General features: G+C 59.4%; 14 protein-coding genes. 10 read left to right on the top strand and 4 right to left on the bottom strand.

The features are described 5' to 3' along the window. Nucleotides 1–10 precede the first annotated feature (10 nt). Both C8N43_RS19335 and C8N43_RS19340 read right to left on the bottom strand, forming a co-directional pair. Entirely contained in the window at nucleotides 11–2,026 is a 2,016-nt protein-coding gene (locus tag C8N43_RS19335) for a tripartite tricarboxylate transporter permease (RefSeq protein WP_107847585.1), read from the bottom strand. Nucleotides 2,027–2,105: 79 nt separating this feature from the next. Continuing rightward, nucleotides 2,106–3,212: a tricarboxylate transporter gene (locus tag C8N43_RS19340; RefSeq protein ID WP_107847587.1), complete on the bottom strand. Its 1,107-nt coding sequence runs from the start codon at nucleotides 3,210–3,212 to the stop codon at nucleotides 2,106–2,108. Nucleotides 3,213–3,340: 128 nt separating this feature from the next. Here C8N43_RS19340 and C8N43_RS19345 point away from each other — a divergent pair, with 128 nt between their 5' ends. The 9 genes from C8N43_RS19345 (at nucleotide 3,341) to C8N43_RS19385 (ending at nucleotide 12,678) form a co-directional block, all read left to right on the top strand. Next, nucleotides 3,341–4,009: a response regulator transcription factor gene (locus C8N43_RS19345; protein ID WP_107847589.1), complete on the top strand. Its 669-nt coding sequence runs from the start codon at nucleotides 3,341–3,343 to the stop codon at nucleotides 4,007–4,009. After that, entirely contained in the window at nucleotides 4,006–5,403 is a 1,398-nt protein-coding gene (locus tag C8N43_RS19350; protein WP_146174258.1) for a sensor histidine kinase, read from the top strand. Before C8N43_RS19345 ends, C8N43_RS19350 begins: the two co-directional genes overlap by 4 nt. Before the next feature lie 419 nt (nucleotides 5,404–5,822). Beyond that, nucleotides 5,823–6,719, top strand: coding sequence for an NAD(P)-dependent oxidoreductase (locus C8N43_RS19355; protein WP_107847593.1), 897 nt, complete (start codon nucleotides 5,823–5,825; stop codon nucleotides 6,717–6,719). Further along, the gene (locus C8N43_RS19360; protein ID WP_107847595.1) at nucleotides 6,712–8,424 is read left to right on the top strand and encodes a dihydroxy-acid dehydratase; all 1,713 of its coding nucleotides are present in this window, start codon (nucleotides 6,712–6,714) and stop codon (nucleotides 8,422–8,424) included. The genes C8N43_RS19355 and C8N43_RS19360 overlap by 8 nt, the downstream gene beginning before the upstream one ends. Then, nucleotides 8,421–9,773 (top strand): NAD(P)H-dependent oxidoreductase, encoded by a 1,353-nt coding sequence (locus C8N43_RS19365; RefSeq protein ID WP_107847597.1) that lies wholly within the window; start codon nucleotides 8,421–8,423, stop codon nucleotides 9,771–9,773. The genes C8N43_RS19360 and C8N43_RS19365 overlap by 4 nt, the downstream gene beginning before the upstream one ends. 30 nt (nucleotides 9,774–9,803) lie before the next feature. Next, the gene (locus C8N43_RS19370) at nucleotides 9,804–10,706 is read left to right on the top strand and encodes a LysR substrate-binding domain-containing protein (protein WP_107847599.1); all 903 of its coding nucleotides are present in this window, start codon (nucleotides 9,804–9,806) and stop codon (nucleotides 10,704–10,706) included. 98 nt (nucleotides 10,707–10,804) lie between these two features. Then, complete coding sequence (locus tag C8N43_RS19375) at nucleotides 10,805–11,197, top strand: VOC family protein (protein ID WP_107847601.1); 393 nt, start codon at nucleotides 10,805–10,807, stop codon at nucleotides 11,195–11,197. Between the two features lie 18 nt (nucleotides 11,198–11,215). Beyond that, nucleotides 11,216–12,046, top strand: coding sequence for a helix-turn-helix transcriptional regulator (locus C8N43_RS19380; RefSeq protein WP_107847603.1), 831 nt, complete (start codon nucleotides 11,216–11,218; stop codon nucleotides 12,044–12,046). A gap of 83 nt (nucleotides 12,047–12,129) precedes the next feature. Then, nucleotides 12,130–12,678, top strand: a complete 549-nt coding sequence (locus tag C8N43_RS19385) for a YbhB/YbcL family Raf kinase inhibitor-like protein (protein ID WP_107847605.1) — start codon at nucleotides 12,130–12,132, stop codon at nucleotides 12,676–12,678. 125 nt (nucleotides 12,679–12,803) lie between these two features. Here C8N43_RS19385 and C8N43_RS19390 read toward each other — a convergent pair whose 3' ends face one another. Both C8N43_RS19390 and C8N43_RS19505 read right to left on the bottom strand, forming a co-directional pair. Then, entirely contained in the window at nucleotides 12,804–13,601 is a 798-nt protein-coding gene (locus C8N43_RS19390) for a nuclear transport factor 2 family protein (protein WP_107847607.1), read from the bottom strand. A gap of 59 nt (nucleotides 13,602–13,660) precedes the next feature. Beyond that, nucleotides 13,661–14,113 carry a cupin domain-containing protein gene (locus C8N43_RS19505; RefSeq protein WP_146174259.1) on the bottom strand — a complete coding sequence of 151 codons (453 nt, stop codon included), beginning with the start codon at nucleotides 14,111–14,113 and terminating at the stop codon, nucleotides 13,661–13,663. A gap of 80 nt (nucleotides 14,114–14,193) precedes the next feature. On the opposite strand from C8N43_RS19505, the gene C8N43_RS19400 reads away from it, so the two are divergent. Next, nucleotides 14,194–15,096 carry a LysR family transcriptional regulator gene (locus C8N43_RS19400; RefSeq protein WP_107847611.1) on the top strand — a complete coding sequence of 301 codons (903 nt, stop codon included), beginning with the start codon at nucleotides 14,194–14,196 and terminating at the stop codon, nucleotides 15,094–15,096. The last annotated feature ends 177 nt before the right edge of the window (nucleotides 15,097–15,273 follow it).

The raw sequence follows: 15,273 nt of genomic DNA on the forward strand, positions 1-15,273 counted from the left end.
AGCTGGGGGGTCAGCGGAGCGGCCAAGGAAGATCAACATATTCTTGCAGCACGCCGGGCGGGAAGTCGCGGTTCAAAGAACCTGCCAGAAAGCACAGGAATGCGATGCCGGCGACGGTCATCAGTGCAGCCGTAGCCCATGGCAACCCAGCCCGCATGCGCAGGAAGCTTAGGGCAAAGGCGGTTGCGGCGATGATGAAGCCGGTCAGGGCTGACAGGACGAGCAAGAAGGCCAGCCATGAGAGGGTCGGCCACAACTTGTGCGGGGCTGTGGCATCCTCCCCCGCGGCTTCGCGATCTGCAAAGATGGCGTTGCCTTCGGGCAGGCGGATCATCTGGACGACCAGGAATGCCGTCGCGACAAACCCTACCGAACCGACCGTAAGCGGGAAAATCTTGTCGCTTAGCAAAGAAATCCCGGCGGCGTTCCAAACCGCAATTCCCAGATATGCGAGGATACAAAGCGCGAAAATCAATGGCGCACGCTTGGCCCCGGTCCCGATGTCGCCCTCGGGCAGCACCTTCTTGGACTGACGTATCCCGACAAGGACAGACAGCACCACGATGATCAGAAGGACGATGACGATTGGGGAAAAGACGTACTCGATCCCTGCTTCGAACTCCCTGCGGAACTTGGAGCGAGCGATCTGGTGGGCCATGTTCGTGAAATTCTCGGCCTGATAGGACAACACGAAGCCAATCAGGAAAGCCGGGCGCGACCAGTCGAAGCGCCGCATCAGAATGCCAAGTAAACCGACCGCGAAGAGCGCGACGAGGTCCCCAAGAGACTGCCGCGACTGAAAGGCGGCGAAGGCAATCATCATGAAAAGGAAGGGCGCAAGCAGCGTGAACCGAATTGTCGTGAGCCGCGCAATCTGCCCCGAAAGCAGAATACAGAGCCCCGCACCAAAGACATTGGCCAGCGCGAGGGACCAAACGATCGTGTAGGTAACATCGAGGTTGTTATTGATGAGCTGCGGGCCAGCATCATAGCCCAGAAGCCCCATGCCACCGATAAAGATCGCCATAGAGCCCGAGCCTGGGATGCCAAAGATCAGGGTAGGCACAAGCCCGCCCCCCTCTTTGGCGTTATTCGAGCTCTCCGGCCCGATGACGCCGCGGATGTCCCCTTTGCCGAAGCCTTCGCGGTTCTTGCTGCTTTGTACCGTGTGACCATAGGCGATCCAGTCGACCACTGAACCGCCGAGGCCGGGGATCACCCCGACGATTACACCGATGACCGAGCACCGGACCGACAGCCAAATGTTGGCGAACCAATCCCGCATCCCGTCAAACCATCCAGATCCAAGCTTCGCGTCCTTTGAGATCGCGCGGTCCTGCCGAAGAAGCGCGATGATTTCGGGGATGGCAAAGATACCAAGACCGACGATGACAATTCTCAGGCCGTCGGTGAGATATGGAATATCATAGGTTGCCATGCGCAGGCTGCCGCCGGCCCCTGCCTCCCCGATTGTACCGACCATTAGCCCGAGGCAGGCGGCGACAACACCCTTCAAGACGACCCTGCCGGCCAAGATCGCCACCATCGACAATCCAAGGATCGTGATCATCAGCATCTCGGGCAGCCCAAAGGCCAAGACGAGCGGCCGGGCGATCAGGATGAAAAAGGTCAAGACAGACGCGCCAAGAAGCCCTCCGAAGAGGGAGGAGGTGAAAGCAGCCGACAATGCGCGCGCCGCGTGCCCTCTTTTGGCGAGCGGAAACCCATCCAGCACCGTCGCCTGGCTGGCGGACGAGCCAGGTATACCCATCAACACACTTGCGAATGTATCTGAGGTGGGAATGACGGCGATTAGCCCCACCATCAAAGCCAGCCCCGATACGGGTTCCATGCCGTACATAAATGGCAGGACCAATGACAGGCCCGCGATCCCGCCGAGCCCGGGGAAGACGCCTACAGACAGCCCCAAGAGCACACCGATCATGAGGAACATGATCTGGTTGGGTTGCAAAATGAGGGCGAATGCCTCGGACAAAGCGGGAAGGGCCGTAGCCAGAACGTCCATCAGGTGGCTTTCGATTTGAAGACCTCACTCCGCCTCCGCATGGCGGAATGCCAAAGCGGAGACGGAGTTTGGGAGGTCCCTAGTTCAGCGTGACGCCGTAGCGTTCGCTCAGCCAGTTCACGACGAAGGCCTTTGCCTCGTCAGGAACCTGCGTCCCTTGGGCCAACGTCGCCTGTGCGGCGTCGCCGGTCATTTGCGGATAAACGCCCAATCGGCTCGCGGAAATCTCTGCGAAATCGTTGCGAGCAAGCACCTCGTCGAACGCTTTCGTGTAGGTCACGATCGCATCCTCGGAGGCCCCATTTGGCAGGAACACCATCTTCTGGGCGGGGAAGCCCGCAACAAAGAAAGCCTTCCACGCTTCCCACTGCTCGCCCGACGTCTCGCAGGCCGGGGTCGCGTCGCATACTTCCTTGAACGTCGGCATGTCGGGGAAGGTCGGGTCGCGCACGATCTCGCCATTTTCGCCCAAGGCCCCCCATGTCATCATTGGCATGGCGGTCCCAGCCTCAACCAGCGGCGTCACACCTTTGAGATATGACGATGAGGTCTGGTAGTCGATATTTGCCTCGCCGCGCTCGAACATCAGGCGGCCATCGCCGCGACCCTTGATGCCGAAGACCGGCTCGACGTTCAGGCCCAACATCTCCCACGCCAACAGGGGAACAAGGTCGAGGCGCGTGGCGCCCTGGCTGCCGTAGATGAAGTTCTCACTTTGAAGCGCTGTGGCGTCGAGACCATCCATCTTGCTCGCGAGATCTGGCGGCAGGTAGGCAACGCCGCCCGTTCCTGAGGCCAGAACGACGTTCCAGTCGCCGTATTCATAACGGACCCTTGGGTCGCCCAGCAGGTATGGGAATTGCGTCGAGCCCGAGGTCCCAAAGATCAAGGTGCCGTCATTGTAGGCTTGCTCCTGGAACCAATTGGCGCCTTTGGTGGAGCCGGCGCCCGGCATGAACTTGACGACAACAGTCGGGTTGCCGGGCAGCGCTTCGGACAGAAGCGGGGCGTAAAAGTTGGCCCACTTGGCCGAGCCGCCGGACTCAGAAAATGGAATAACAAAATCGACGGTTTTCCCCGCCAGATCAATGCCGTGCCCGCCGGCAACGCCTTGCGTCGCGAAGCTCGCAAGGACAGACGTCGCAGCGCTAAAGGCCACGCGGCGCGTGGTTTCACTTAAGTTCATTTGGTCCTCCCAGTGGTGTGGACATCTTCAAGGATGTCTTGTCTTTTGGTGTGGGCGGAGCTCCCTCCCCGCCGCGTCATTTAGGTGTATTCGAGCAACCTTTCAGAAAGCTAACGTGAGTTTCGAAAATGCGGATTGCGGTAGTTGAAGATAACGAAGCGGTCGCCAAAGCGGTCTCTTTCCTGCTCACTGACGAGGGGCATGCGGTCGATGAGTATCCGGATGGGGCCGAGGCCATGGGTCCGCTTCTCGCGGATCCGCCGGACCTGATCATACTGGATATCAACCTGCCCGGCGCAAGCGGATTGGATGTGCTGACTCGACTGCGGCGATCTGGGCAGGATTGCCCGGTTTTGCTGCTGACCGCGCGGGCGGATACCGAAGATCGCGTCGACGGGCTCGATGCAGGAGCGGATGACTACCTGACCAAGCCGTTCGAAATGAGCGAGCTCGCGGCGCGCGTGCGAGCGCTCTTGCGGCGTCGCCACGCCAGTTTGACGGCCACGCTAGTTGTTGGGCCCCTGACCTTCGACGTCAGTGCGCGCGAGGTTTTAAACGGGCAGGAGCGTCTTAACATGACGCGCCGCGAGGTGGCCCTTTTTGAAGCCCTTGCGCTGGCACAAGGTAGGCTTGTGTCCAAGGAACGTCTCTTGGAGCATATCTACGGCACTGGCGCGGATGTGGAGACGAGCGCGATAGAGGTTCACGTCTCCCGTCTCCGCAAAAGGCTCGAAGGCCTTTCGATTTCGATCCGAACTGTTCGTGGATTTGGCTACTTGATGGAAGCGGACGGTTGAGCCGTTCTGCGGTTTCTCTCAGGGCGCGGCTGCTGGCCGTTATGCTTACTCCTCTCTTTCTCATTTCGTTGGCGCTTGGACTGTGGCGGGTGATTGAGACCAACCGACTTGCGGAAGGTTTGTTTGACAGAACTCTCTTGTCCGTTGGCCAGGCCATAGCGCGCGATTTTGCGATCCGCGACGGCGAAGCCTTGTCGAACGAGACGCTCCGCCTTTTGACGGAGACGTCCGAGGGCAAGATCTTCTATCATGTAAAGGGGCCGGACGGATCATTTGTCACAGGATATGCCACGCCCCCTGTGAACCCATCCATAGAGCCCGAGACGGTGGACACCGTTTTGTCGCGCCCAGCGAAGATCTACTCTGGTGTCTATCGCGACGTGCCGGTCAGGGTTCTTCAGCTCAGTGAGCCCGTCGATATGGGCTGGGTGGCCGGTGATTTTGTGATTTCGGTCTGGCAAGAGCTTGAGGCGCGGAATGCTTTTGTTCGGGGGATCGTACGACAGACCGTTACTGTGCTTGCGCTGCTCGTGCTGACCGTTCTGGTCGTAACGTGGTTCGGTCTTCGCCTTGCCTTGCGCCCGCTGACAAATCTGGAGGCCGCGATTGCAAGACGGGACGTCGGCGATCTGAGCCCTATCAAACGGAGTGTCCCACAAGAGGTCACAGGCATCGTCGCGACGTTGAATTTGCTTCTGGACCGTATATCGCGGCGGATCAGCTCGAAAGACCAGTTTATCTCAAACGCCGCCCATCAGCTGCGCAATCCGATCGCAGGGGTCGTGTCGTTGACGCAGTCCTTGGAGGTGGACGGCGCTGCACCGAAGCAGCTTGAGCGGATCACCGCGTTGCGCTCGGCCTCGCAGCATCTTAGCCGATTGTCGAACCAGCTTTTATCCTTCGAGCGAAATCGCGAGTTGGGGCAGCTCAGCGATCACGCTAAGCCGTTCGAGGTGAATGCGCTGGCCGCCGAGGTCCTTGAGCGCAGCGCGCCCGATTTGTTGCGACGGGGCGTTCAGATCAACTTTGATCGGGGACCGGACATGTGGATCAGATGCGAACCGCTTCTTGTGCAGGAAGTGCTCCAAAACTTAATCGACAATGCTGTGCAGCATGCCGGTGCACCTGAATTGGAGATCACCATATCGGTTCTGCAGCGTGAAGAACGGGCCGTGGTACGGGTGAAAGATAATGGACGCGGGCTATGGGGAGATGACGCGCTGCACGCGCTTGCACGGTTTTCGCAGGTCACCCCAAGCGCTGGCAGCGGGCTTGGTCTAGCGATCGCGCGAAAGATATGTGCCAACCACAATGGCGGTCTTGAGATTGAAGCCGCACCTGAAGGCGCATCGGTAGTCGCGTGGTTTCCAAAGTTGAATTCGCAATCAATTTAGCTTTGGACATGATGCTTTCAGATCAATTCAGCAGGGAGTGCCAGTGTCCTTGTCCGCACCCGCTTTGAGAAGAACCGCATAGCAACTTACAACAAGGCGATTAAAGGCCCGATTGAGCCGCGAGCAATCACGCGATCCTCGATCTTTCAGGCTCCATTGGCGCATCTTCCTGTGGCGCCTTCGAATGGAAAAGATCCGGACTAATGATGGAAACAATAAACTGACGCTGTCCAGTTTGACGGGCCGCGCCGCAGCGTTCCTACTTGGCGGTCGATGTCCGCTCAGGGCCGTCAAGTTACATTCCCCTTCGATATTTCGTTTGCCTTCGTGAACCCTGAACGGGGCGTTCTCAATTCGGAATGCGCGATTTTGGCTTCAGCGATGCTACTCCCTGACCAAACGAACGATGGGAGCGGCATATGCGATTTGGATTTGTTGGCTTGGGCCAGATGGGGGCGCCGATGGCGGCAAACCTCGCGGCTTCACACGATGTGAAGGTTTTCGATCTCAGCGAAGAAGCGATGAATCTAGCCATCAATGCTGGCGCCTCGAAGGCTGAAGATGTGGGCGATTTTGCGGGCGTTGACGTGATGATCACCTGCCTGCCGAGTGGTGCGATCGTCGAGAGAACACTCTTTGATCCCGAGCACGGGATTGCGCGGCATCTCCGCCCCGGCACGATGGTCGTCGACACCTCCACCATCGAATACGGCCTTACGCTTAGCATTGGGGAGCGCCTTGCGGCCCTTGGCATGACCTTTCTCGACGCTCCGGTCTCCGGCATGCGGAAACGGGCGGAGGACGGCACCCTGACGATGATGATCGGCGGGGAGTGTGAGGCGGTAGGTCAGTTGACGCCCGCGCTCTCGACCATGGCCAACCGTATCTTGCACACGGGCACCGTTGGGTCGGGGCAGTTGACGAAACTGATCAACCAGCTTCTCTTCGACATCAACGTCGCCGCGCTGGCGGAAATCCTGCCGATGGCAGTGAAGCTCGGGCTCGACCCTGAAACCACAGCGGAGGTGGTGAACTCCGGCACCGGGCGCAGCTATGCGTCTGAGTATTTCATTCCGCAGATCCTGGAGGGTGTTTTCGACACCGGCTACCCGCTGCAATCGGCCTACAAGGACCTTGTCAGCGGCGCGGAAATCTCCGCCCGATACCAGATACCGGCGCCTGTTCTGGCGGCCGCAACAACAACCTATCAGCAGGCCCTTCTGGAGGGACATGGCGCCAAGGACAAGGGTGCGATGGTTCTCGTCTACGAGCGTCTGCTGGGTGTGACTTGCCGAAAGGAGACGGGCAATGGCTGAAGACAAAGGGATCAAGGGCGGGCTGACGAACTACGGCGACAAGGACTTTGCCGCCTATCTGCGCCGTTCCTTCGCGCGGTCAATGGGCCTGTCGCGCGCCATGCTCGACAAACCGATCGTCGGCATCGCGATGACGCCGTCCGGCTTCAACAATTGCCATCGCTCGATGCCCGATCTGGTGGAGGGGGTGTCGCGTGGCGTTCTGGCGGCGGGTGCGTTGCCGAGGCCGTTCCCGACCGTCTCCTTGGGCGAGGTGTTCCTCAAGCCGACCAGCATGGTCTACCGCAATCTCATGTCGATGGACACCGAGGAGATGGTGCGCGCCCAGCCGATGGACGCAGTGGTGCTGATCGGCGGATGCGACAAGACCGTTCCAGCCCAACTCATGGGGGCCGCGTCGGCGGATCTTCCTGCCGTGCAACTTGTGACCGGTCCGATGATGACCGGCCGCCACAAGGGGGAACGCCTTGGTGCCTGCACCGATTGCCGCCGCTTCTGGGGCAAGTTCCGGGCCGGCGAGGTCGAAGCCGAAGAAATCGCCGAGATCGAGGGCCGTCTGGCCACCACGGCGGGCACCTGCGCGGTGATGGGCACCGCCAGCACCATGGCCTGTATTGCCGAAACCTTGGGCATGTCCTTGCCGGGAACCGCAGCCATCCCCGCCGTGCATGCCGACAGGCTCGTGGCAGCGGAGCACTGCGGCAAGCTGGCGGTTGAGCTGATCCAGACCCCCCGCAGACCAAGCGAGATCATCACCGAGAAATCCGTCGAAAACGCGTTCCGCGTGCTGATGGCCGTGAGCGGGTCGACCAATGCCATTGTTCACCTCACGGCGGTCGCCGGGCGGCTTGGCATCCGGATCGCGCCGGAGCGTCTGAACCAGATTTCCGATGAAACACCGGTCCTTGTCGACCTCAAACCGGTGGGCGAGGGCTACATGGAAGACTTCTTCGCTGCTGGCGGGGTCGGGGCGGTGCTGAGGGAAATCCGGCATCTTCTGCATCTCGATACGGTGGATGTCACGGGCCAGACACTGGCAGAGCGACTGGACAACGAACCCGACTGGGTGGACCGCAGGGTCATCCGCAGTTTTGACGATCCGGTCTCGGACGAAGGGGGGCTGATCAGCCTGACGGGCAACATCGCGCCGCAGGGTGCGATTTTCAAACGGGCAGCAGCAACGCAGGACTTGTTCGAGGTCGAAGGACGCGCCGTCGTCTTCGAAAGCCTCGAAGACCTGGCCAATCGCGTCGATGATCCAGACCTCGACATCACGGCCAATGACATCATGGTGCTGAAGAACGCGGGTCCCGTCGCGGCTGGCATGCCGGAGGCAGGGTATCTGCCGATCCCCAAAAAACTGGCCCGTCAGGGCGTGAAGGACATCGTTCGGATTTCCGACGCGCGCATGTCCGGCACCGCCTTCGGCACGATTGTCCTGCACATGTCGCCCGAGGCGGCGGTTGGTGGTCCCCTGGCTATTGTTCAAGACGGTGACCGGGTCCGACTGTCCGTGGCCGAGAAGCGGATTGATCTTCTGGTCGATGACGCGGAAATCGCCCGTCGCCTCGAAACCCATCAAGCGCCCGAGCCTGAGAGGCGGGGCTATCGGGGCCTTTACAGCCGAACCGTGCTGCAGGCCGATGAAGGCTGCGATTTCGACTTCCTCACCCATGAAGGCTGGTCGAAGGAGGGGAGCAAATGAACCTGTTCGCAAAACTCCAAGAGCGTGCCGCCAAGGGAAATCCGATCCGCGTGGGCATGATCGGCGCTGGCAAGTTCGGGACGATGTTTCTCGCTCAGGCGTTGCGACTGAAGGGCATCCATATTGTCGGCGTCGTGGATCTGAACCCCGGTACAGCGAAATCCAACATGAAGCTCGTCGGCTGGGAGGGGGAGGCGTATTCCGCCGCCAGCCTTGACGCGGCGGCCGCGTCAGGCGCGACCTTCGTGGGCGATGATTGGCAGGCGCTTATCGCTCATCCTGCCGTCGAAATCATCATTGAGTGCACCGGCAATCCGATCGCCGCCGTGACCCATGCGTTGACCGCGTTTCAAAACGGCAAACATGTGATCAATGTCACGGTCGAAGCGGATGCCTTCGTCGGGCCGGGTCTCGCTGACAAGGCGCGGGAGGCGGGCGTGATCTACAGCATGGCCTATGGCGATCAGCCAGCGCTGGCGAGTGATCTGGTCGATTGGGCCCGTGCCTGCGGGTTCAGCGTGGTTGCTGCCGGACGCGGGCACAAGTGGATGCCGCACTTTAGGCAATCCACGCCCGACACCGTCTGGGATCACTGGGGCCTCACGCGCGAACAGGCCGAACGCGGTCGCCTGAATCCCAAGATGTTCAACGCCTTCCTCGACGGATCGAAACCTGCAATTGAAAGCGCCGCGATTGCCAATGTCTGCGGCTTGGACGCGCCGGCGGATGGGCTCGTCTTCCCGTCGGGCGGGATTGACGACGTACCCAATCTGGCACGTCCACGCGCGGAGGGCGGGGTGCTCGATCATAAGGGGATGGTGGACGTCATTTCCTGCCTGACGCCGGACGGTGCGCAAATCCCGCATGATATTCGCAAAGGCGTCTGGGTCTGCTTCGAAGGCGATACCGAATACCTGCGCAACTGCTTCGAGGAATACAAGGTCGTGACCGACGACAGCGGTCGCTACATGTGCAACTACAAGCGCTGGCACCTGATCGGACTGGAACTTGGGATATCGGTGGCCTCTGTCGGACTGCGCGGCGAACCGACAGGCGCTGCGCAAGACTTCCGCGCCGATGTGGCGGCGGTCACAAAGCGCAATCTGAAGAAGGGCGAGATCCTGGACGGCGAAGGGGGTTATACCGTCGCGGGCGGATTGCGACCCGCGTCACTGTCGTTGGAGGGCGGCTATGTGCCACTTGGTCTGGCCCATAACGTGACCTTGATCAGGGATGTGCCAGAGGGTCAGCCGATCACGTGGAACGACATCAAAGCCGACACGAATACAGATGCCTATCGTCTGCGGCAAGAAGTGGAGACACGGTTTTCGAAGACCGCCGCAGCATGATAGAACCCGCTAAACCGGGAAACAGGCTGGATGCGGAAACGATTTGATCTTCTGACGCTCGAACTCTTCGTGGCCGTGGCCGCCGCGAAGAGCATTGCGCAGGCCGCCGCGCAGGAAAACATCGCTGCCTCTGCCATCAGCAAGCGCATTTCCGACCTTGAGACAGAGATCGGAACGCCGCTCTTCTACCGCCAGCAGAAGGGGGTCAAACTGACCCCAGCTGGCGACGAAATGCTCAGACATGCGCGAGACCTCCAAAGGCTTCTCGACCGCATCGACGATCACATGAGCGATTTCGCGCAGGGCGTGCGTGGTACCGTACGGATCGCCGCGAATACCTCGGCCATCACGCAGTTTCTGCCGGAAGATCTTGCGCATTTCGTGGACGCGCATCCCGACATGCGGATCGATCTGACCGAACTGACATCGCCCGAGATTGTGGCCGCCGTGCGCGACGGCATCGCCGATATTGGTATCTTCTCCGGCCTTGTTCCCGATCCCGATCTGGACGTCTTTGAATACCGCCGCGACACCTTGATGGTTCTGACCCCAAAAGGGCATCCGCTTGGCACCGATGGGCCGGTGGCCTTTCGCGAGTTTTCATCCCACGACCTTGTCGGCCTGCAAAAGGGCAGCTCCCTGCAGGCCTTCATCGACAGGAAAGCCGCCGAGGAGGGTCTGGAATTGCGTACTCGCGTCGAAGTGCTTAGCTTTGATGGCGTCCGCCGGATGGTCGAGGCTGGTCTCGGAATTGCGATCCTGCCGCTGGGCGCGGTGGAGCCCTATCTTGCTGCGTCAAACCTGCGGATGGCCCCTGTTGCAGAGCCTTGGGCAGAGCGTAGCCTGAGAATTGCTGTGCGCGACAAGGCCGCGCTGGCCCGCCCGATCCGCGCCTTGCTGGGGCATCTGAGCGCGGATGATGCCATCTCATGAAGCCTGCATCTTTAGCTAAGACGGGGGCGGTCTCCAATAGGAACGGGGCCGTCCGTCCAAGTTGCACTTAGACTGCAGCCAAAACAGGAGACCCCGCCATGCAAATCGACCGCGTCGATCATTTCGTCCTCACCGTCGCCTCTATCGAGGCAACCTGCGATTTCTACTCCCGCGTTCTTGGGATGGAGGTCGTGGAATTTGCCGGTGGCCGCAAGGCGCTGGCCTTCGGGGTGCAGAAGATCAACCTTCATCAACGCGGCAAGGAGTTTGAGCCGAAGGCGCTGACACCGACGCCGGGCAGCGGCGATTTCTGCCTGATATCCGCCCTCCCTCTGGATCAGGTGGTTGCCCATCTCGAAAGTTGCGGTGTCGACATTGAAGAAGGCATCGTTCCACGCACTGGGGCGACCGGACCGATCAGGTCCGTCTATCTGCGCGACCCGGACCAGAACCTCATCGAGATCTCCGAATACGACGCCGAACGGTCCTAGCAAAGAGGAGGTTTCGGCATGGACGGATCACGCCTGTCAGAGGACGCCAACGTTAGGCAGGCAGTGCGCTATGTCGAGTTTCGCCAGTGTTGCAGCGCGGATTTTCAGCAGTTGCATATCTCCAGAACCTGCCTTCTGCGAATCCGCTCGAGCCGCAAAACAGTGCAATGCGTCGCAGGCGCCGAAACAACTGTGCAGCGAGGTGAGTTTGTCTACCTACGCCAGGGCGAAACCCTACGGATCGGCAACATCATTGGGGAGACCGGCCAGTATCTGTCGGAGGGGCTGGTCATCGACGATGCGGTGATCAAGCAGTTTCTGAGGGTCCACCCCAATCCGCCGCATGCTCGCGAACTTCGGAAAGGAGAGATGGCTTGCGGCTTCCGTGACGCGTTCTCACACTTGGTCGCCAGCCTCCGGAGCCCTGCGCTGCCCGACAGGATCACGACACATCGGATGCAGGAACTGCTGTTATGGCTCCAATTGAACGGCGTTGCTCATCGCGTCCACGCCTCCGATGCGCTGAAGCACCGTCTGCGGGCGCTTCTGGAAAATGATGTCGCTCGCCCGTGGAAAGCACCCGACGCCGCGCGAGCGCTTGCGATGAGCGAAGCCACCTTGCGACGGGCGCTCAGCCGGGAAGGCACCAGCTTCTCACGGGTGCTGCGCGACGTGCGGGTGACATCCGCACTTTCGCGCATCCAAACCACGCAGCAACCGCTCGCGCAGATCGCCCTCGAATGCGGCTTCAGCTCGCAATCCCGCCTCAGCGAGGCGTTCAAGACCCGCTTCGGTATCACACCAGGGCGGCTACGCGCGATGCCGAAGCCATTTGCGCGAATAGCGTAAAACCTTGATCGGCGTCGGGGATCATTCGCGACGCCTTGGTGAAATACAGGTCCCATCCGAAACACTTCCGATGGAGATTGACCATGAAACATCTGATCACGACCGCAGCGCTCGCTGTATCTCTCGTTGCCCCGGCCTTCGCGGATACGGGCTTCACGCTTTCGAGCCCGGACATCGCCGAAGGCAAGCAACTCGACAACACCATTGTCCTGAACGCGTTCGGTTGCGAGGGGGACAGCATTTCTCCCGCGCTCGAATGGAGCAATCCGCCCGAAGGCACCAAAAGCTTCGTTGTCACAGCTTACGACCCCGATGCCCCGACGGGCTCCGGCTGGTGGCACTGGGTGGCTTTCGATATCCCCGCCGATGCAACCGCATTGGCCCGCGGCGCAGGATCCGAAGGGGGCGAGATGCCCGCCGGGACGGTGCAAAGCCGCACCGATTTCGGAACGGCGGGTTTCGGCGGCGCATGCCCGCCTCCCGGCGAGGTGCACCGCTACCAATTCGCCGTGCACGCACTTGGGGTTGAAAGCCTCGGGCTGGATGAAAATGCCAGCGCCGCACTGGTCGGCTTCATGACGGGCGCCAATTCATTGGCCTCAGCACGCATTACCGCCGTCTATTCACGCTGAGCCGATCAAAAATCCAGCCGCCCGGTAATCCGAGCGGCTGGTTGACGTCGTGTTTTTAGCAGATTGAAGCTACGCTCAACATTATATCGAGCTTGATCGGTCTTCAGCGTAATTCGCCACCCCAACTACTCAGCAGCCATATCCCAGTGTTCGAGCAGTTTCATGCCGTCCGTGCGGAACACGTCAATAATGGTCTGCGAGGCGCTCCAACCTTCGGGCGGAACGTCAAACGAAATGCGGGTTGACGAGACCACAAGCGTCTCCGCCTCTATCAAGCCTAAAACCTCTGCCTTCATGCCTTGACTGCTTGCAAGAACGTCTCGAAAGAAGGCCTTGAAGCCTTCGGGGCCCTGGGCGATGCCAACAGCATGTTGCTTGTAGTCTTTGGCCATGAGCGCGTCGGCGGCGTTGGGGTCGTGCGCGTTTATGACCTTGCTCCAAAAACCCCGGACGAGCTTTTCTCCGTCGCCCAAGGGCGGCAATGCGCCAATGCCTAGCTGGGCACCGAACTCGGCCTGGTTCGCGAAGACCCAATCTGCCACGATTTTTCCGTTTTCGATCCGGTAAAGCGAATTGCCTTTCAGGGTCACCATCTCGCCTGTTGGGCCTTCGTCCATGAATGAACCGACATGCTTTCCGGTCGCCGTCCACCTTACTGCAACGTGATTGTCGGAGGCCATGATATGCTCGATGACGAAGCCCCAGCCCTCGAAACAGTTGTGATTGTGGCGCATCCCTGCAATCAAGGCGTCTCGGTCGCTTACGGCGTTGGTCTGATCATCAGCGATCGCGCCTGCACTGGACAGGACGAAACCTTCTGACAGAACCTCCCTCAATACGTCCGCGTTGTTCTTGGAAAAACCCTCCAGAAACAGCTTCTCGACAAGGGCCTTGTTTGACGCGTTGGTTGACGTTGTCATCATGTATGAACTCCGGTCACGGGTCCGCGTTTGCGTGACCCTCCGATTGTTTCAGCTGGCGCCTATTCGGCTGGCTCGATGTCCATCGGGCCTTCGAACTGCACGTAGATGACAGTTGGTTCGTCGGTCGGAAAACTGTCCTGATGGGCTTCACCGCCGATCTGGTACCAGTAGTCGCCCGGCCGTTGCAGCGGCACATTTTCTTCCGATTGCCCTGCAATCCAATGCTTGGAAGCGCCGGAGATCACCAAGGCATGGTATCCGTGGGTGTGGGTGTGCATGGCACCTGGAAAGTTTGGTGGAAACTTCAAAAGCACTGCGGATGGGCCAGTTTGGGGGTTGCCGTTGAGCACAGCAATTTCAATTGGCGTGTCGCCGAAAGGTTGAAATACCACATCTTCAAGGGCGACAGCCGCATTGCCCACATGAACATCGGCTGAGACTGGCTGGACGAACAATCCGACCGCCACGAGCATGGGTAGGAGAGAACGGCCAGTAGAATTCAAGATTGTCATTTTCTGTTCCTTGCGTTTGTTGCCAGAGGAACATCGACAGTCTATGCAATCGATACAATGGATTTTTGTCGATATATACAATGGAAAATTTCGATATAAATGCCATCGACGTGAAGTCGATGCGCCTGATACTTGGCATCGCGAGGACAGGATCTGTCACAGATGCCGCTTTTGACGAGGGGCTGTCCCAATCTACTGCGAGCTATCGCTTGGATCGAATTCGGCAGGCGCTGAACGATGAAATTTTCATTCGCGGGGCCTCCGGAATGGAACCAACAGTTGCCGGAGCGCGGATCATCGAAACCTTTTCAAGGGTGCTCGACGAACTGGAATACCTGGGCAGATCCGCAGCCTTTGAAATTGCCGAAGCGACCAGAGACTTCGTTGTCGCAGCGACTGCGTTTGAAATCGAAACGGTTCTAGCGGCATTTCAAACGGAGGTGATGAGCATGGCCCCCGGTTGCCGTCTGATCGTGCGCCCAATGGAAACCCGGAAACTGGTAGCAGCGCTACGAGACGAACTGGACATTGCTCTGCTTTCAGAGCCACCGAAGTCAGGCGCTTTGAAGCAGAAACTTTTGCTTCGAGACGAGCTTGTCACCTATTTCGACCCGGTGGTTCGCACTCCTCCTCTGACACTGGACGATTTTTGCGCAGCGGATCATGCGGTGGCTAGCCTGGGCGGAAGTGCGCGGAGCGGGGTCGATCTGGAGTTGCGAAAGCTAAATAGGAAACGGCGGATTAAACTCGAGACCAGCAATATCGAGTCACTCGCACCAATGATGAAAGGCACGGCGCTCATCACGACAATTCCGTCAAAACTAGGGCCGGGCCTCATGCGGGAATTCGACAGCGTCGCATGCCCGCTGACCTTCCCGACCATTCCATTCCACTTGGTCTGGCATGCCAGCAAGGACGGCGATGCGGCGCACCGCTGGTTAAGGCAGACGCTTTCTGAAATCGCGCGAAGTGAGCGGAGCTAGCTTGATCTAATTGAAACATGTGAAGCGATGTCCGCAAAGTGGGCTGCAGCTGCAAAAACAAAAGCATGTCGAATGTCTCTTTTGGGCCGCCTGTACCGTCATCAAAATCAAAAAACCCCAAGACTTTGACTTAGTGCAATTTCAGCGCCGGTTTCATATGGCAGGAAGCTTGCATGG

The organism is Litoreibacter ponti, from assembly GCF_003054285.1.
GTDB lineage: Bacteria > Pseudomonadota > Alphaproteobacteria > Rhodobacterales > Rhodobacteraceae > Litoreibacter > Litoreibacter ponti.